Annotated in this window: 16 protein-coding genes and 1 tRNA gene; 12 read left to right on the forward strand and 5 right to left on the reverse strand. The window is 71.1% G+C overall.

Features of this window, described 5'->3' with window-relative positions; genetic code table 11:
- Window positions 1–92 precede the first annotated feature (92 nt).
- From ACIHFE_RS03650 to ACIHFE_RS03665, 4 genes are all read left to right on the forward strand, one after another.
- On the forward strand, window positions 93–698 hold the full coding sequence (locus tag ACIHFE_RS03650; RefSeq protein ID WP_400104116.1) for a cell division protein SepF: 606 nt from the start codon (window positions 93–95) through the stop codon (window positions 696–698).
- Between the two features lie 85 nt (window positions 699–783).
- Window positions 784–1,068 (forward strand): YggT family protein, encoded by a 285-nt coding sequence (locus tag ACIHFE_RS03655; RefSeq protein ID WP_400104117.1) that lies wholly within the window; start codon window positions 784–786, stop codon window positions 1,066–1,068.
- 61 nt (window positions 1,069–1,129) lie between these two features.
- Window positions 1,130–2,317: a DivIVA domain-containing protein gene (locus ACIHFE_RS03660; protein ID WP_400104118.1), complete on the forward strand. Its 1,188-nt coding sequence runs from the start codon at window positions 1,130–1,132 to the stop codon at window positions 2,315–2,317.
- Window positions 2,318–2,424: 107 nt separating this feature from the next.
- A tRNA-OTHER gene (locus ACIHFE_RS03665) sits at window positions 2,425–2,498 on the forward strand.
- Between the two features lie 73 nt (window positions 2,499–2,571).
- Here ACIHFE_RS03665 and ileS read toward each other — a convergent pair.
- Both ileS and ACIHFE_RS03675 read right to left on the reverse strand, forming a co-directional pair.
- Window positions 2,572–5,706 (reverse strand): isoleucine--tRNA ligase, encoded by a 3,135-nt coding sequence (ileS, locus tag ACIHFE_RS03670; RefSeq protein WP_400104119.1) that lies wholly within the window; start codon window positions 5,704–5,706, stop codon window positions 2,572–2,574.
- Between the two features lie 307 nt (window positions 5,707–6,013).
- Window positions 6,014–6,727, reverse strand: a complete 714-nt coding sequence (locus ACIHFE_RS03675) for a hypothetical protein (RefSeq protein ID WP_400104120.1) — start codon at window positions 6,725–6,727, stop codon at window positions 6,014–6,016.
- A gap of 256 nt (window positions 6,728–6,983) precedes the next feature.
- Between ACIHFE_RS03675 and ACIHFE_RS03680 the strand changes: the two genes are divergently transcribed.
- The 5 genes from ACIHFE_RS03680 to ACIHFE_RS03700 all read left to right on the forward strand — a co-directional run bounded on the left by ACIHFE_RS03680 (window position 6,984) and on the right by ACIHFE_RS03700 (window position 11,215).
- Entirely contained in the window at window positions 6,984–7,415 is a 432-nt protein-coding gene (locus ACIHFE_RS03680) for a TraR/DksA family transcriptional regulator (protein WP_400104121.1), read from the forward strand.
- Window positions 7,416–7,506: 91 nt separating this feature from the next.
- Window positions 7,507–8,076 (forward strand): signal peptidase II, encoded by a 570-nt coding sequence (gene lspA, locus ACIHFE_RS03685; protein ID WP_400104122.1) that lies wholly within the window; start codon window positions 7,507–7,509, stop codon window positions 8,074–8,076.
- A 67-nt stretch (window positions 8,077–8,143) separates the two neighbouring features.
- On the forward strand, window positions 8,144–9,085 hold the full coding sequence (locus tag ACIHFE_RS03690) for an RluA family pseudouridine synthase (RefSeq protein WP_400104123.1): 942 nt from the start codon (window positions 8,144–8,146) through the stop codon (window positions 9,083–9,085).
- A complete protein-coding gene (locus ACIHFE_RS03695; RefSeq protein WP_400104124.1) occupies window positions 9,082–9,549 on the forward strand; it encodes a GNAT family N-acetyltransferase in 468 nt (155 codons plus the stop codon). The genes ACIHFE_RS03690 and ACIHFE_RS03695 overlap by 4 nt, the downstream gene beginning before the upstream one ends.
- Window positions 9,550–9,622: 73 nt before the next feature.
- On the forward strand, window positions 9,623–11,215 hold the full coding sequence (locus ACIHFE_RS03700) for a Na+/H+ antiporter (protein ID WP_400104125.1): 1,593 nt from the start codon (window positions 9,623–9,625) through the stop codon (window positions 11,213–11,215).
- 24 nt (window positions 11,216–11,239) lie between these two features.
- Here the strand turns inward: ACIHFE_RS03700 and ACIHFE_RS03705 are convergent, their stop codons facing one another.
- Window positions 11,240–12,346 (reverse strand): mechanosensitive ion channel family protein, encoded by a 1,107-nt coding sequence (locus ACIHFE_RS03705; protein ID WP_400104126.1) that lies wholly within the window; start codon window positions 12,344–12,346, stop codon window positions 11,240–11,242.
- A 95-nt stretch (window positions 12,347–12,441) separates the two neighbouring features.
- Between ACIHFE_RS03705 and ACIHFE_RS03710 the strand changes: the two genes are divergently transcribed.
- On the forward strand, window positions 12,442–13,023 hold the full coding sequence (locus ACIHFE_RS03710; RefSeq protein ID WP_400104127.1) for a dienelactone hydrolase family protein: 582 nt from the start codon (window positions 12,442–12,444) through the stop codon (window positions 13,021–13,023).
- A 115-nt stretch (window positions 13,024–13,138) separates the two neighbouring features.
- Window positions 13,139–14,443 carry an MFS transporter gene (locus tag ACIHFE_RS03715; RefSeq protein ID WP_400104128.1) on the forward strand — a complete coding sequence of 435 codons (1,305 nt, stop codon included), beginning with the start codon at window positions 13,139–13,141 and terminating at the stop codon, window positions 14,441–14,443.
- Here ACIHFE_RS03715 and ACIHFE_RS03720 read toward each other — a convergent pair.
- Both ACIHFE_RS03720 and ACIHFE_RS03725 read right to left on the reverse strand, forming a co-directional pair.
- Window positions 14,424–16,100, reverse strand: coding sequence for an alkaline phosphatase D family protein (locus ACIHFE_RS03720; RefSeq protein WP_400104129.1), 1,677 nt, complete (start codon window positions 16,098–16,100; stop codon window positions 14,424–14,426). The two genes, ACIHFE_RS03715 and ACIHFE_RS03720, sit on opposite strands and share 20 nt — an antisense overlap.
- Window positions 16,101–16,322: 222 nt before the next feature.
- The gene (locus tag ACIHFE_RS03725) at window positions 16,323–17,312 is read right to left on the reverse strand and encodes a helix-turn-helix transcriptional regulator (RefSeq protein WP_400104130.1); all 990 of its coding nucleotides are present in this window, start codon (window positions 17,310–17,312) and stop codon (window positions 16,323–16,325) included.
- A 116-nt stretch (window positions 17,313–17,428) separates the two neighbouring features.
- Here ACIHFE_RS03725 and ACIHFE_RS03730 point away from each other — a divergent pair, with 116 nt between their 5' ends.
- A complete protein-coding gene (locus ACIHFE_RS03730) occupies window positions 17,429–17,827 on the forward strand; it encodes a VOC family protein (RefSeq protein WP_400104131.1) in 399 nt (132 codons plus the stop codon).
- Window positions 17,828–17,878: the final 51 nt, after the last annotated feature.

Raw genomic sequence — 17,878 nt, forward strand, 5'->3', positions numbered from 1 at the left:
AAAATATGGTCATTCCCGTCAAAAGGCGGGCATGGCACGTGGATCCAGCGCCGCTGAGGAGCCGATCCACCACAGAGCGGAGGACGCAGAGAATGGCCGGCGCGATGCGCAAGATGGCGGTCTACCTCGGCCTCGTGGAGGACGATGGGTACGACGGCCGGGGGTTCGACCCCGATGACGAGTTCGAGCCCGAGCCGGAGCCCGACCGGCGGCGGCAGCAGCAGCACCAGGCCCAACAGACGCAACCGGATGAACCGGTTCGAGTCGCCCAGCCGCCGGCGCAGCGCGAACCCACTCCGCTCTCAGCGGAAAACGGACGACCCGCCCGAATCGCCCCCGTGTCGTCCATCACACCCGAACGCCACTCTCTGGAGAAGAACGCACCGGTGATCATGCCCAAGGTTGTGTCCGAGCGGGAGCCCTACCGCATCACGACATTGCACCCCCGGACCTACAACGAGGCCCGTACCATCGGGGAACACTTCCGCGAGGGCACCCCTGTGATCATGAATCTGACGGAGATGGACGACACCGATGCGAAGCGACTCGTGGACTTCGCCGCGGGGTTGGTCTTCGGTCTGCACGGCAGCATCGAACGGGTGACGCAGAAGGTGTTCCTGCTGTCTCCTGCTAACGTCGATGTCACGGCGGAGGACAAGGCCCGTATCGCGGAGGGCGGGTTCTTCAACCAGAGCTAGAGACGCATTATCGGGCAATACCGGCTGGGCGACGGCCGAATTGGCCGGGAGTTCGGGAACGAGCAAGGGGAGAGGGAAGCGCGGGATGGGCATCGCACAGCAGGTGATCTACATCGCGCTGTACTGCTTTCTGATCGTGCTCATCTTCCGATTGGTGATGGATTACGTCTTCCAGTTCGCCCGCTCATGGCAACCCGGGAAGGCGATGGTGGTCATCCTTGAGGCCACCTACACTGTCACCGATCCGCCACTCAAGCTTCTGCGGCGGTTCATTCCGCCGCTGCGTCTCGGGGGTGTGGCGCTCGACCTGTCCTTCTTCGTACTGATGATCATCGTCTACATCCTGATCACCGTCGTGAGCCGGCTGTGAACGCGGCTGTGAACGATACGGTCTTGCCGATTGCCGACGACTACGTTGAGGTGAAGAAGAGATGCCGCTGAGCCCCGAGGACGTGCGGAACAAGCAGTTCACGACCGTCCGTCTCCGAGAAGGCTATGACGAGGACGAGGTCGACGCCTTTCTTGACGAGGTCGAGGCCGAGCTGACCCGGCTGCTGCGGGAGAACGAGGACCTGCGCGCCAAGCTGGCTGCCGCCACGCGGGCCGCCGCGCAGAACCAGCAGCAGGGAATGCGCAAGCCCGAGCCGCAGGACCAGCGACCCGGTGCTCCGGTGCCCGCCGCCATATCCGGCCCGCAGCCGGTGCCGCCGAACCAGCAGCAGATGGGCGGCCCGCCGCAGTTGCCGGGCGGTGCCCCGCAGCTGCCGGCCGGGCCGGGCGGACACGGCCACGGTCCCCAGGGTCCGCACGGCGCGGGCCCGATGGGACAGAACCCCATGGGCCAGAACGGTCCCATGGGCGGCCCGCTCGGCGGGCCGATGGGTCAGGGTGGTCCGATGGGCCAGGGTGGCCCCATGGGTCAGGGTGGTCCGATGGGCCAGGGCGGTCCCATGGGTCAGGGTGGTCCGATGGGCCAGGGCGGTCCGATGGGTGGCCCGCAGCTGCCGCAGCCGGGCCAGGGCCCGGGTGGCGACAGCGCGGCTCGCGTTCTGTCGCTCGCTCAGCAGACCGCGGACCAGGCCATCGCGGAGGCCCGTTCCGAGGCCAACAAGATCGTCGGCGAGGCGCGCAGCCGTGCCGAGGGTCTGGAGCGGGACGCCCGTGCCAAGGCGGACGCCCTGGAGCGGGACGCGCAGGAGAAGCACCGTGTCGCGATGGGCTCGCTGGAGTCCGCGCGCGCCACGCTGGAGCGCAAGGTCGAGGACCTGCGCGGCTTTGAGCGCGAGTACCGCACCCGTCTGAAGTCCTACCTGGAGAGCCAGCTGCGTCAGCTGGAGAACCAGGCGGACGACTCGCTGGCCCCGCCGCGTGCCTCCAGCGCCCCGTCGCTGCCGCCGGCCCCCTCGATGAGCGGGTCCATGGCCTCGGCCGGTGCCGGAATGAGCGGGCACAGCATGGGTGGTCACGGTCAGTCGACGGGCAACCCGTCCTATGGCGGGCAGCAGCAGATGTCGCCGGCCATGACCCAGCCGATGGCACCGGTGCGGCCGCAGGGTCCGCAGCCGATGCAGGCGCCTTCGCCGATGCGTGGTTTCCTGATCGACGAGGACGACAGCTGACGGTTGTCGGTTCGTCAGCAATTGGGCCGGGCCCCTGGGATGATCCCAGGGGCCCGGCCCATTTTGTCGGTGGGATACGTCGATGAGTACGCTGCGGTTGCGGCGCCGGGGTGTGGAGCTCAGCTGGTAGAGCGCCTTTATGACGTGTGGGAGGAAGGCGGTTCGATTCCGCCCCGCCCCTGCGCCGCGGGCAGACGAAACGGCGGGGCCGTCCCTCGGAGAGAGGGGCGGCCCCGCCGTCGTTGGCCGTGGCGTTACGCCTTGCGGAGGCGGAACGTCAGTCCGAGACCCTCGTCCTCGAACGGCGCGCCGAAGGAGTCATCGGCCTCGCCGGTGGCGAAGTCCGTTGCCAGGACCTCGTCGGCGATGAGCCCGGTGTGCTCGGCCAGGGCGGTGCGGACCTCCTCGTCGGTGGAGGCCCAGCGCAGGGCGATCCGGTCGGCGACGTCCAGGCCGCTGTTCTTGCGGGCCTCCTGGATCAGACGGATGGCGTCGCGGGCCAGGCCGGCGCGGCGCAGCTCCGGGGTGATCTCCAGGTCCAGGGCGACGGTGGCACCGGAGTCGGAGGCCACCGACCAGCCCTCGCGCGGGGTTTCGGTGATGATGACCTCTTCCGGGGTGAGGGCGATGGTCTCGCCGTCCACCGCCACCGAGGCGGTGCCCTCGCGCAGGGCGGCGGACAGCGCGGCCGCGTCCGCGGCGGCGATGGCCTTGGCCACGGCCTGGACGCCCTTGCCGAACCGCTTGCCCAGGGCACGGAAGTTGGCCTTGGCGGTGGTGTCCACCAGGGAGCCGCCCACCTCCGAGAGGGAGGCCAGCGAGGAGACGTTGAGCTCCTCGGCGATCTGGGCGCGCAGTTCCTCGCCCAGCGTCTCGAAGCCGGCCGCCGCGACCAGGGCCCGGGACAGCGGCTGGCGGGTCTTGACGCCGGACTCGGCGCGGGTGGCCCGGCCCAGCTCCACCAGACGGCGCACCAGCACCATCTGCCGGGACAGCTCCGGGTCGATCAGTGCCCGGTAGGCCTGGGGCCAGGTGGCCAGGTGGACCGACTGCGGGGCCTCGGGGTCGACCGGGACCACCAGGTCCTGCCAGACCCGCTCGGTGATGAAGGGCACCAGAGGGGCCATCAGACGGGTGACGGTCTCGATGACCTCGTGCAGGGTGCGCAGCGCCGCGGCGTCGCCCTGCCAGAAGCGGCGGCGGGAGCGGCGGACGTACCAGTTGGACAGGTCGTCCACAAAGGCGGACAGCAGCTTGCCGGCGCGCTGGGTGTCGTAGGACTCCATGGCCTGGGTGACCTGGTCGGTGAGCGTGTGGAGCTCGCCGAGCAGCCAGCGGTCCAGCAGCGGACGGCCGGCCGGGGCCGGGTCGGCCGCGGACGGGGCCCAGCCGGTGGTGCGGGCGTACAGGGCCTGGAAGGCGACGGTGTTCCAGTAGGTCAGCAGGGTCTTGCGGACGACCTCCTGGATGGTGCCGTGACCCACCCGGCGCGCGGCCCAGGGGGAGCCGCCGGCGGCCATGAACCAGCGGACGGCGTCGGCGCCGTGCTGGTCCATCAGCGGGATGGGCTGGAGGATGTTGCCCAGGTGCTTGGACATCTTCCGGCCGTCCTCGGCCAGGATGTGGCCCAGGCAGACCACGTTCTCGTACGAGGACTTGTCGAACACCAGGGTGCCGACGGCCATCAGGGTGTAGAACCAGCCACGGGTCTGGTCGATGGCCTCGGAGATGAACTGCGCCGGGTAGCGCTTCTCGAACAGCTCCTTGTTCTGGTACGGGTAGCCCCACTGGGCGAAGGGCATGGAGCCGGAGTCGTACCAGGCGTCGATGACCTCGGGCACCCGGACCGCGGTGTGCGCGCAGCCCTCGGCGGTGCAGGCGAAGGTGATCTCGTCGATGTACGGGCGGTGCGGGTCCAGGCCGGACTGGTCGGTGCCGGTGAGCTCGGTGAGCTCGGCCAGCGAGCCGACGCAGGTGAGGTGGCCCTCCTCGCAGCGCCAGATGGGCAGCGGGGTGCCCCAGTAGCGGTTGCGGGACAGCGCCCAGTCGATGTTGTTGTTCAGCCAGTCACCGAAGCGGCCGTGCTTGACCGACTCGGGGAACCAGTTGGTCTTCTCGTTCTCCGCCAGCAGCCGGTCCTTGACCGCGGTGGTGCGGATGTACCAGGAGGGCTGGGCGTAGTAGAGCAGCGCGGTGTGGCAGCGCCAGCAGTGCGGGTAGCTGTGCTCATAGGCCACATGCTTGAAGAGCAGGCCGCGGGCGCCCAGGTCGGCGGTCAGCGCCTCATCGGCCTTCTTGAAGAACTGGCCGCCGACCAGCGGGAGTTCCTCCTCGAAGGTGCCGTCCGGGCGGACCGGGTTGATGACCGGCAGGCCGTAGGCGCGGCAGGTCCTGAGGTCGTCCTCACCGAAGGCGGGGGCCTGGTGGACGATGCCGGTGCCGTCCTCGGTCGTCACATAGTCGGCGTTGACGACGAAGTTGGCGTCCGCCAGCTCGACCAGGTCGAACGGGCGGCGGTAGGTCCAGCGCTCCATCTCGCGGCCGGTGAAGGTCTGGCCGGTTGCGGTCCAGCCCTCGCCCAGGGCCTTCTCCAGGAGGGGCTCCGCGACGACCAGCCGCTCATTGCCGTCGGTGGCCACCACATAGGTGACGTCCGGGTGCGCGGCGGCGGCGGTGTTGGAGACCAGGGTCCAGGGGGTGGTCGTCCACACCAGCAGCGCGGCTTCGCCGGCCAGCGGGCCGGAGGTCAGCGGGAAGCGGACATAGACGGAGGGGTCGACGACCGTCTCATAGCCCTGCGCCAGCTCGTGGTCGGACAGGCCGGTGCCGCAGCGGGGGCACCAGGGGGCGACGCGGTGGTCCTGGACCAGCAGGCCCTTGTTGAAGATCTCCTTCAGGGACCACCAGACGGACTGGACGTACTGGGGGTCCATGGTCCGGTAGGCGTCGTCCAGGTCCACCCAGTAGCCCATGCGGGTGGTGAGCTCGGTGAAGGCATCGGTGTGCCGGGTCACGGACTCGCGGCACTTGGCGTTGAACTCGGCGATGCCGTACCGCTCGATGTCCTGCTTGCCGTTGAAGCCCAGCTCCTTCTCCACGGCCAGCTCGACCGGCAGGCCATGGCAGTCCCAGCCGGCCTTGCGGCCGACGTGGTAGCCCTGCATGGTGCGGAACCGGGGGAAGACGTCCTTGAAGACGCGGGCCTCGATGTGGTGGGCGCCCGGCATGCCGTTGGCGGTGGGCGGGCCCTCGTAGAAGACCCACTCGGGGCGGCCCTCGGACTGTTCGAGGGTACGGGCGAAGATCTTCTGCTCGCGCCAGAACTCGAGCACGGCGTGCTCCAGGGCGGGCAGGTCTACCTGCGCGGGTACCTGGCGGTACTGCGTCATGGGCTTCCTCCGGCGGGACGTTGTGCGCTGTCCGTCGGAGGGACGAGAGTCCATCGAACTCCCGCGGTACCACCCTCCTTGGCCGCAGGCGCATGCGCCTCCGGCCCCCTCATTGGGGTCGCGATGCCGGTTCTACTGACCCTCGCGGGCGTTCTTCCGGCGGCTCCGGGCTGATGCTTCACATCGGGCACGCCCCCGGGCTCACACCGTCCCCGGGTCGCTGATGGCTGCGTACGACGCTACTGGTCCCTTCCACGCCTTTCGCTCCGGCCAGTGTACGGGGCGTGGTCCCCGGTGGACGACCGGATTAGCGGCCCGGGGGTACGGGGCCGGGGGCGGGGCACAAGGGGTGCGACCGGCGTGCCCCGTTGCCGAGTGCCCTGTACCGATTTATCGTTCCCGCACGATTCGTACGCAAGATCGTAAAATATGAAGGGATCGCGGCGATGGCGGAGAAGTCCTCGACGAAGGTCGCATCCGCGAAGACGGGATCCCGGGGGGTGGGGGCCGCGTCCGCGTCCGCGAAGGCGGGGAGGAAGGGCGGTGCGGGTGCGGATGCCGGTGCCGGCGGCAGGGCCAGGACGGTGAACGGAGCCGTGGCGGCGGGGAAGGCGGCCACCCGGGTGGCGAAGACGCCGGTGGCGAAGAAGGTGGTTGCGAAGAAGGCGGCCGCCAAGGAGCCGGTGGCGAAGAAGGTCACGGCGGCTGCCGGGAAGGCCGCGAAGCCGGCCGCGGAACCGGCCGCGCGGAAGCGGGCCCGCGGCGCGGAGCTTACGAAGGCGGCGGTCACCGGCGAGGAGGCGTCACCCAAGGCGGCCGGGCGGGCGGGGGTGAAGGGCAGCTCCGCCGGCGCGAGGGCGGCGAAGACGGCGGCCCCTGGCAAGGAGGCGCAGGCCAAGGCGGTGGGACGGGCCGGGCAGCAGGCGTCTGCGGCTGTGAAGACGGCGAAGACCAAGGCGACCGGGACACCGGCCGGGCGGAAGCGATCCCGCGGCGCGGAGCCTGCGAAGTCGGCGGTCACCGGCGAAGAGGCGTCGGCCAACGCGGCTGGACGGCCCGGCAGCTCCGTAGGCGCGCGGGCAGCGAAAGCGGCGGCCGCCGGCAAGACCGCCAGGACCGCCAAGGTGGCCGAAGCAACCGGAACCATCAAAGAGGTGCCGCAATCGCCCGCGCGGGGGAAGAAGAGTGCGGGCGCCGTGAAGGCCGAAAAGGCGGCGGTGACCGGGACGGCCAGGGCAGGGGAAGCTGGGGCCGCCGAGCAGAGGGGAGTGGGGACGGTGGCTGTGAAGAAGACCGTGGAAGAGGCCAGGGCGGCGTCGGAGCTGGCGGTGCGGCCGGGGGAGGAGCCCTGGTCGCCGGCCGAGGTGGCCGAGGCGCGCAGCATGCTGATGGACGAGGCCCGGCGGCTTCGGACCGAGATCGGGGCGTCCGAGGCCGCGGTCAGCGGGCTGATGCGGGACTCGGGCGATGGCGCGGGGGACGACCAGGCGGATACCGGGACCAAGAACATCGCCCGGGAGCACGAACTGGCGCTGGCCGCCAACGCCCGCGAGATGCTGGTGCAGACGGAGCACGCGCTGGCGCGGATCGACGCCGGGACATACGGCCGCTGCGAGAGCTGCGGCAAGCCCGTCGGCAAGGCCCGGATGCAGGCGTTTCCCCGGGCCACCCTGTGTGTCGAGTGCAAGCAGCGGCAGGAACGTCGCTGAGGTCCCGCGCGCGGGTGTGCCGTACTCTCGTCCTCAGCCGGGCTGACCGGTGACGAGCCGTATATGACGCCGGAAGACGCGAAGGACTCACGTGACAGAGGCGGAGCAGACCGGAAGGCCCACCGGTGCGCCGGAGACCCCCGAGAAGACCGATGGGCCGGTGTTGTCCGGCCGCGGCAAGCGGCGCATCGGGGTGCTGCTCGGGGTGGCCGTCTTCGCCTATCTGCTGGACCTGACCAGCAAGCTGGCCGTGGTGGCCAAGCTGGAGCACCACGACCCCATTCAGGTGTTCGGCACCTGGCTGCAGTTCCAGGTGATCCGCAACCGGGGTGCCGCCTTCGGCTTCGGCGAGGCGATGACCATCGTCTTCACGGTGATCGCGGCCGTGGTGATCCTGGTGATCGCCCGGATCGCCCGCAAGCTCTACAGCACCCCGTGGGCGATCGCCCTGGGCCTGCTGCTGGGCGGTGCGCTGGGCAACCTCACGGACCGGCTGTTCCGCTCTCCCGGCGGCTTCGAGGGCGGCGTGGTGGACTTCATCGCCACCCCGCACTTCGCGGTGTTCAATCTCGCCGACTCGGCGATCGTCTGCGGAGGATTCCTGATCGTGGTGCTTTCCTTTCGCGGGCTCGACCCCGATGGCACCCTGCACCAGGACTGACGCCTGCACCAGGTCCGACGAAGGACTGACGTACGGCCCTCCCTCACCCGTCCGGCATACTCGACGGGTGAGCACCATTCCCGAGATCCGCGCCCTTCCCGTCCCCGATGGTCTGGAGGGTGAGCGCGTCGATGCCGCGATCGCCCGAATGTTCGGCTTCTCCCGTACCAAGGCGGCCGAGCTGGCCGCCGAGGGCAAGGTCCAGCTCGACGGCGCCGCGGCCGGGAAGTCCGACCGGGTGAGCGGCGGCTCCTGGCTGGAGGTCGAGATGCCCGCGCCGCCGGCGCCGGTGCAGATCGTCGCCGAGCCGGTCGAGGGCATGGAGATCGTCCACGATGACGAGGACATCGTGGTGGTCGTCAAGCCGGTGGGCGTGGCCGCCCACCCCAGCCCCGGCTGGACCGGTCCCACCGTCATCGGCGGTCTGGCCGCCGCCGGCTACCGCATCTCCACCTCCGGTGCCGCCGAGCGCCAGGGCATTGTGCACCGGCTGGACGTGGGCACCTCCGGGCTGATGGTGGTGGCCAAGTCCGAGCGGGCCTACAGCCTGCTGAAGAACCAGTTCCGCGAGCGCACCGTGGACAAGCGCTACCACGCGCTGGTGCAGGGCCACCCGGACCCGATGAGCGGCACCATCGACGCCCCCATCGGCCGTCACCCCAACCATGACTACAAGTGGGCGGTCACCGCCGAGGGCAAGCCCTCGGTCACCCACTACGACCTGATCGAGGCGTTCCGGGCCGCCAGCCTGCTGGACATCAAGCTGGAGACGGGCCGCACCCACCAGATCCGGGTGCATATGTCCGCCCACCGCCACCCCTGCGCCGGTGACCTCACCTATGGCGCCGACCCCACCCTGGCCAAGCGGCTCAAGCTGACCCGCCAGTGGCTGCACGCGGTGCGCCTGGGCTTTGAGCACCCGGCGGACGGCCGCTGGGTGGAGTTCGAGAGCGCCTACCCGGACGACCTGCAGTACGCCCTGGACAAGGTCCGCGCGGAGAGCGCGTGAGCCGCGGCCGCTACCGCATCCGGACGGCGGAGGAACTGTCCGGCTGTCATGCGGTGCGCCGCGAGGTCTTTATCGCCGAGCAGTCCATCCCGGAGGCCGAGGAGATGGACGCCTATGACGCGTACGCCGTCCATCTGCTGGCCACCGGTCCGGATGACGCGCCGGTGGGCACTGTCCGCTTCCTGTACGGCGCGCCCGCCCGTCGCGGGTACGGCGTGGACGAGACCACCGCGGTGCTCGGCCGGCTGGCGACCGTACGGGCGGTGCGGGGCACCGGGCTGGGTGCGGCGCTGGTCCGGGCGGTGGAGGACGAGGCCCGCCGGCTGGGCCTGACCCGGATCCACCTGGACGCGCAGACCCACGCCCTGGGCTTCTATGAGCGCCTGGGCTACACGGCCTACGGTCCGGAGTTCGACGAGGGCAGCGGCATCCCGCATCGGGCGATGACCAAGGAGCTGGGTTAGCCGCTCCATGGCAGGCTGGTTGTGATCACTGCTGAGCATCGCTGACCGCTGCTGATCACTCCCGGAGGGCGCCGTGGACCAGCTCGCGTTGCTCTTTGTGCTGCTCCTCGCCTCCCTGATCATGGTGCCGGTGGGCGACCGGCTGGGGCTGCCGGCGCCGGTGCTGATGACGCTCGCCGGGATCGTGATGGCGGTGCTGCCCTTCGTGCCGAATGTGAACATCCCGCCGGAACTGATCCTTCCGATGGTGCTTCCGCCACTGCTCTACGCCTCCGCGCAGCGCACCTCCTGGCGGCAGTTCGCGGCCAACCGCCGGCCGATCTTCCTGCTGGCGGTGGCCCTGGTCTTTGTCACCACGGCCGCGGTGGCCGGCGTCGCCCCGGCGGTCGTCCCCGGGCTGCCGATCGCCGCCGCGGTGGCGCTGGGCGCCCTGGTCGCACCGCCGGACCCGGTGGCGGCCACCGCGGTGGCCGGTTCACTCGGACTGCCGCGCCGCCTGGTGTCGATCCTGGAGGGCGAGGGGCTCTTCAACGATGTCACCGCCATCGTGCTCTACCACGTGGCGGTGGCCGCCGTGGTCAGCGGCACCTTCTCGGCCCCCGAGGCGGCGGGCGAGCTGGTGCTCTCCGCCGTGGTGGCGGTGCTGGTCGGCCTGGCGCTGGGCTGGGTCGCCAAGAAGCTGATGGATGTGCTCGGCGACGCCACCCTCCAGATCGGCCTCACCCTGCTGGTCCCCTTTGTCGCCTATGTGGTCGCCGAGGAGCTCAAGGGTTCCGGGGTGCTGGCGGTGCTCACCATCTCGCTGTTCCTCTCCGAGTACGCCACCGACGCCGATGACGTCATGGGCCGGCTGGCCGGGCACACCTTCTGGGAGGTGGTGGACACCCTGGTCACCGGGGTCGCCTTCGGCCTGATCGGCCTGGAACTCCACCATGTCCTCAGCGCCGCCGCGGGCTACTGGCAGCAACTGCTGGGCGCCGGGGCCGTGGTGGTCGCGGTGGTCGTGGGCGTCCGCCTGTGCTGGCTGCTGCCGGCCGCCTGGCTCACCAGGAAGCTGCACCGGCGCCGGGACGTCGGCGAGGAGATCCTGGTCAGCTGGCAGGAGACGGTCGTCATGTGGTGGTCCGGCATGCGCGGGGTGGTCTCCGTGGCGCTGGCCCTGGCCATCCCGCTCACCAAGAACGACGGCAAGCCCTTCCCGGGCCGCGACCGCATCCTCTTCATCGCCTTCGCCGTCATCCTGGCCACCCTGATCGTCCAGGGACTCACCCTGCCCTGGCTGGTCAAACGGCTGGGGGTACGGTCCGACACCGGCGCCGCCCGGGCCCTGGAACGGGAGCTGGCGCTGCGCGCCACCAAGGCGGCCAAGCGGCGGCTGATCGAGATCGAGGAGGTGGTGGACCTGCCGGAGGACCTCTCCGAGCTGCTGCACCGGCGCGCCTTTGAACTCGGCGTCCGCATCAGCCCCGAACTGGTCGACGAGGAACGCCGTGAGGCACACGCCCAGCGGGTGGAGCGGCTGTGGATGTCCCAGCGCATCCTCGCCGAGATGCTCTCCGCGGCCCGGCACGAGGTACGGGCCGCGCGCAGCGAGCCGGGCGCGGACCCTGAGGTGGTGGACCGGGTGCTGCGACATCTGGACGTCCGCAGCCTGCGGGCCGGCTGAGGCGGTGGGGACCGGCGGGGCCGCTCAGGACGAGCCGGGGCCCGGCCCGATGTCCTCCGCCTCGGGCGGGGTCTGCGGCCGCTTGCGCCGCCGGTCGCGCACCGCCGCGTCGGCCACCGGCACCCGGGGCAGCGCATAGGGGTGCTCCCGGCGGAGCCACTCCACCATCCGCTCGCGCACCAGGCAGCGCAGGGTCCAGATGTCGGAGGCGTCCTTGGCCGTGACCAGGGCCCTTACCTGGATGGTGGTGGGCGTGGTGTCGGTGACCGCCAGGCTCCAGGCCCGGCCGTCCCACTCCGCGCAGCCGCGCAGCAGCTCCTCCAGGTGCTCGCGCATCAGGTCCAGGGGCGCCGAGTGGTCGAGGTGGAGGAAGACGGTGCCGGTCATCCGGGGGTCGCCGCGCGACCAGTTCTCGAAGGGACGGCCGGTGAAGTAGGAGACCGGCATGGTGATCCGGCGCTCGTCCCAGGTGGCCACCACCAGATAGGTGAGCGTGATCTCCTCCACGGTGCCCCACTCGCCGCCGACCACCACCGTGTCGCCGATGCGCACCATGTCGCCGAAGGCGATCTGCAGCCCGGCGAACAGGTTGCCCAGCGTGGACTGGGCGGCGATACCGGCCACGATGCCCAGCAGCCCCGCCGAGGCCAGCAGCGAGGTGCCGGCCGCCCGCATGGCCGGGAAGGTCAGCAGCATGGCCGCCACGGCCACCACGCTCACCGCCGCGGTGACGATCCGCTGGATCAGGGTGACCTGGGTGCGCACCCGGCGCAGCCGGGCCGGATCCCGGGCGACCCCGGCCGCGTAACGCGCGTACCCGGACTCCACCAGGGCGGCGGCCACCCGGATCGCCAGCCAGGCGCAGGCCCCGATCAGCAGCAGCGTCAGCACCTGGCCGACGACCGTCTCATGCCCCCGGGTGACCTGCGCGGACTCATAGCCGCCGCGCAGGATGGCCACGCACAGCACCACCCGCAGCGGCCGCCGGGCCCGGCGCAGCAGATCCCACAGGGGGGTCTCCGGGTGCCGGGCGTCCAGCCTCCGCAGCGCGCGGTCGGCCGCCCAGCCCGCCACCAGGGTGATCAGCACCGCCGCGCCGACCACCGCCAGGGGGCGCAATATGTCCTCCATGGAGCCTCAGCCCCTTCCGACCAGTGGCAACCAGTGGGCAGCTGGCACGATGGGTGGCCCGCGATCCAGCTGATCCAGCTAAGGAAGTGACCCCAGTGGCGTCCCCTACCACGATTGTCCTTTTTCATTCGGCCTACGGCCTGCGGCCGGCCGTCCACGCGGCCGCCGAGCGGCTGCGCGCGGCCGGCCATGAGGTGCATGTACCGGATCTCTATGAGGGGCGTACCGCCGAGACCGTCGAGGACGGCATGGCCATCAAGGACGAGATCGGCCGGGAGGAACTGCTGCGCCGCGCGGTGAAGGCGGTGGCCCCGCTGTCCGAACAGGGGCTGGTCTACGCGGGGTTCTCGCTGGGCGGCTCCATTGCGCAGAACCTGGCGCTGGGCGATGAGAAGGCGCGTGGCCTGCTGCTTCTGCATGGCACCTCCGACCTTCCGGAGGACGCCGCGATGGACGGGCTGCCGGTGCAGCTGCATGTCGCGGACCCGGACCCCTTTGAGCCGCACGACTGGCTGAACGCCTGGTATCTGCGGATGGGGCGGGCCGGGGCGGATGTGGAGATCTACCGCTACCCGGGCGCCGGACACCTGTTCACCGATCCCGAGCTGCCGGACCACGACAAGGAGGCGGCGGACTCCGCCTGGCGGGTGGCGCTGGGGTTCCTGGACTCCCTGTAGGCGGATGCGCGGGCCGGGGCCAGGTCTGTTGACCTCAAGTATCTTGACATCGAGATTATCTCGGGGCAGGCTGCTCCAGGTTTCTTGATGTCGAGATACATTCGGGGGGCGGGTCATGACGGGCCTGATGACACAGCTGCGCAATCCACCGGGCGGCCGCGACGCCCGGATCATGCTGTTCGCCCAGGGCCTGGACCGCACCGGAACCGGGCTGTGGGCCGCCTCCTCGGTCCTCTATCTCACCTTTGTGGCCCATCTGGGCCCCCAGCGGATCGGGGTGCTGCTGGGTGTGGCCGGGGTGGCCGGCATAGCCGGCTCCCCGCTGGCCGGGCGGCTGGCCGGCCGCTTCCCGGTACGCGCCCTGCTGATCGGCTGTCATCTGCTCCGGCTGGCCGCCCTCCTCCTGCTCCTGTCCTGCACCCGCTTCGAGGTCCTGCTGCCGCTGGTCGCCCTGACCTCGCTGGGCGACCGGGCGGCCAAGACCCTGGAGATGCTGTTCGCCACCCGGGTGGCGGGGGAGCGGCGCGGCACCTATCAGGCGCTGTTCCGCAGCGTGGCCAACGCGGGTTATGGGGTGGGCGCGGGCCTGGCCGCCCTCGGCCTGGCGGTGGGCACCCGGGACGCCTACCAGGCCCTGATCCTGGGCGACGCCCTGTCCTTCGTCCTGGCCGCGGCTCTGGTGTGGCGCACCCGGGAACCGGCCGACCCCGGCGCCGCCCCGGGCCGGCAGCCGGCCGGCCCTTCCGCCGGCCCCTGGCGCGACCGCGGCTATCTGCTGTTCGTCCTGCTGGACATCCCGTTGAACATCGACGACTCCATCCTCAATGTCGGCCTGCCGCTGTGGCTGGTGGACCGCACCCGGGCGCCGCACGCCCTGGTCCCTGCCTTCCTGATCGTCAACACCGTGCTGGTGGTCCTTCTCCAACTGCGGGTCTCCGCCCGTGCCGAGGGCCCGTACCAGGCCGCCCGGGCGGTGCTGCGCTATGGCGCCCTGCTGCCGGCCTGCTGCGCGGCGGTGGCCCTGGCCACCTGGGGCGGGACTTGGCCGGCGGCGGCCCTGCTGCTCGCCGCCGCCCTGCTGGTCACCCTGGCCGAGCTGATGCGCTCGGTGAGCTCCTGGGAGCTGGCGGTCTCACTGGCGCCGCCGGAGGCCCGGGCCGCCTATCTGGGGGCGGCCGGAATGTCGCAGTCCATCCAGAAGTCCGCCGGACCGCCCCTGCTCACCGGGGTGGTGATGACCGCCGGCCCGGCCGGCTGGCTGGTGCTGGGGGCCGCGGTGGCGGGTCTGTCGGTGATCCAGCACCGCCGCAGCACACGCCGGATGCATACGCTGCTGCCCGCCGTACCCCGGCCCCGTACCTCCGCTCCGGCCGCGCCGCCCGCGCCGCCGGAGAACGCCCCTACGCCACCGGCGACTTGACCCGCTCCACCCGCTGGCTGCCCGAGACCGTCCGGTAGGAACGCGCCCAGGACGAGGCCGAGCCGGCATCCCGCTTGTCGGCCAGCACGTAGTAGTCCATCTGCGCCCGCTCGGCGGTGACATCGAGCACGCCATAACCATGCGAGTCCATGTCCACCCATTTCACATGCCGGTTGGCCGCCTTGACGGCCGTCTCGGCGGCCAGTGAAACCGTGTGCGGGCGGACGTGCAGGGTCTCGTCCAGGTTGTCCGCCGTCACCGAGGTCACCACGAACTCGGTGGCCACCGACCCGGACAGCAGCGGGTAGGTGGCCGCCTGCCGGGGAACATCATTGGCCCAGGCCATATGGATGTCCCCGGTCAGGAACACCGTGTTGCCGATGGCGTGCCCGCTGAGGTGGTCCAGCAGCTCCCGCCGGTCGTGTGTATAGCCGTCCCACTGGTCGGTGTTGGCGGTGATGCCCTCGGCCGGCGCCCCCAGCAGCTTGGTCAGCGGCCCCAGCAGATGGGCCGGCAGGGCGCCGAAGGCCACCGGGGCCATCATCACCGGGTTGCCCACCAGCCGCCAGGTGGTGTCCGAGGCCGCCAACCCCTGCTTCAGCCAGTCCAGTTGGGCGCGTCCGATGATGGTGCGCTCGGCTCCGTCCACCGCCCCGCTGCCCTTCTTCGCCTGCTCGCTGCGGAAGGAACGCAGGTCCAGCAGGTGCAGATCGGCCAGGCGGCCGAAGCGCAGCCGCCGGTAGGTGGTGCCCGCCACCGACGGGCGCACCGGCATCCACTCGAAGTACGCCTGCTTGGCGGCCGCCACCCGCGCCGCCCACTCGCCCTCCGCGCCCGGGGTGTGGTTCACCGCCCCGCCCGACCAGGCGTTGTCGGCGAACTCATGGTCGTCCCAGATGGCGATCACCGGCAGCGCGTGGTGCAGCGCCTGCAGGTCCGGGTCGGTCTTGTAATGCCCGTGCCGCGTCCGGTAGTCGGCCAGCGTGATGATCTCGTGGGTGGGCTGGTGCGGACGCACCACATACTTGGCGGCGGGGTATTCACCCGACTTGTACTCGTAGATGTAGTCGCCCAGGTGCAGCACCGCGTCCAGGTCGCGACGGGCGGCGAGATGGCGGTACGCGGAGAAGTACCCCGACTCCCAGTTGGCGCAGGACACCACCCCGAACCGCAGCCGGTCGGCGGCCGCGTCGGCGGCGGGCGCGGTACGGGTGCGCGCGGCCGGGGAGTTGACGCCGCCCGCCGTGAAGCGGAAGAAGTAGTCGGTGGCCGGGCGCAGTCCGCGGACGTCCGCCTTGACGGTGTGGTCGGCGGCGGCCGAGGTGGTGACCTCGCCCCGGGCGACAACATGCCGGAAGCCGGCGTCCTCGGCCACCTGCCAGCCGACCTCGACCGCGGGTCCCCGCCCGGAGCCGGGCACCGCGTCGGGCGCCGGGGTCACCCGGGTCCAGAGCAGGATGCCGTCGGGCAGGGGGTCGCCGGAGGCGACGCCGTGCAGGAAGGCGGGCTTGGCGTTGTTCTGGGCCTCGTTCCTGGCCTCGCCGGCCCGGGCGGGGCCGGCGGTGCTGAGCGCGAGGGCGGTGGCCGCCGCGCCGATGCCGACGCCGGTGACGGCGGCACGGCGGGATATGCGGGGGGTGCGGGGGTGATCGTTCACGGGGGCTCACCTTAATGGATTGGTAAAGCGGCCGTGTTCTGCTGTGTGTTGCGGGGCTTCGGGAGGGGCAGCCCCAACCCTGACCGGCCCGACCGGAGTTGGCCCGCTCCTCACCACGGGCGCGCGGTACGGGGCGATGGCCGGCGCTTCGAAGCATGCCCGGCCTCGTGGGAGTTGACGTCGGCACGGCCCGTGTGGGGGCAGGTCGTGGGCCGCGCCGCGTCAGGCTTGACGGGCGTGGGAGGCGAGGCGGTCGGCGAGCGCGATGACGAGGTCGCGCAGTTCATCGGGGCGCTCGATGACAAACGGCCGGTCGAGCGCGGCGAGTACCGGAGGCAGCCAGTCGAGCCGCTCCGCCCGCAGCTCGACGCGCAGCCAGCGCTCGGCCGCCCGGTCCTCGCCCGCCATGGGCGCGTACTCCGCCAGGCTCGCGATGCCGGCGGGAAGGTGGGCGCGGATCTGCTCAACCGTCCCCTGGATCCGCAAGGTCACCGCATGCCGGTACTCGGCCGTGGCGAACCCGGACAACACCCGCTGTGCCGGACCGGGCCCCATGGGCGCTTCGAAGGAGCCGGGCAGGGTCCGCGCGTCCGCGATGCGATCGAGCCGGAAGGTCCGGTCCTCGCCGATCCGGGCGTCCTGGCCCGTGACGTACCACCGGCCCGCATGGGCGACGACCCCATACGCGTGCAGCGTGCGTTCACTGCGCCGTCCGTCACGGTCGGTGTAGCGGATGGAGACCGGCCGGCGGTGGCGCACCGCATCGGCGACGGTGAGCAGGACCCCGGCGTCCGGGGTGTCGAAATCACCGGGCTGATCCGTGAAGGAGAGAGCTGCCAGGAGTGTGTCGAGCCGGCGGGCGATGTGCTTGGGCAGCACCCGCCGGATCTTCGCCGAGGCCGTCTCGCTTGCCGTCTGCTCCGTGGTCGTCAGCCCTGCCCGCCGGCCGGCGACCAGGCCGAGCAGCACGGCCAGCGCCTCGTCATCGCTGAGCATGAGCGGAGGCAGGCGGTAGCCGGGGGCGAGCCGGTACCCGCCGTAGCGACCGCGCACCGATTCCACGGGCACGTCCAGGTCGATCAGCTGGTCCACATACCGCCGCACGGTGCGCCCTTCGACGCCGAGCCGGTCGGCCAGCTCGGCCACCGTCCGGGTGCCGCCCGACTGCAGCAGTTCCAGGAGCGTCAGCACGCGGCCGGTGGGTCGAGGCATGGGCATCAACCTAACGCGAATACAGGACCGATTCTGTCCGCTATTTCTCCTAGCCTGCGCTGTGCACGCCTCCAGCACAGCTCCAGCACAGCTTCAGCACAGCCAAGGAGATTCCCATGGACTTTGTCTCGATCCGCATCATCACCGGCGATGTAGCGCGCCTCGTCGAGTTCTACGAGCGAGCCACCGGGGTGCGGGCGGCATGGGCCACCGAGGACTTCGCCGAACTCAGGACCACGGGCGCCACCCTCGCGATCGCCGGCACCCGCACCGTCCCGCTGTTCGCCCCGGGCTCCGCCCGCCCGGCGGCCAACCACAGCGTGATCACCGAGTTCCTCGTCGATGACGTGGACCGCGTTCACCGGAACCTGACCGGCTTTGTCACCGACTTCGTCAGCGAGCCCACCACGATGCCCTGGGGCAACCGGTCGCTGCTGTTCCGTGACCCCGACGGCAACCTGGTCAACTTCTTCACCCCCGTCACCCCAGCGGCGATCGAAAAGTTCGCACGCTGACGCCCCGCACAGTGCGGAGCCAACAGGGGTGGGGAAACCCTCCCCGCAGCG

Source organism: Streptomyces sp. NPDC052396, assembly GCF_044593195.1.
Lineage (GTDB): Bacteria > Actinomycetota > Actinomycetes > Streptomycetales > Streptomycetaceae > Streptomyces.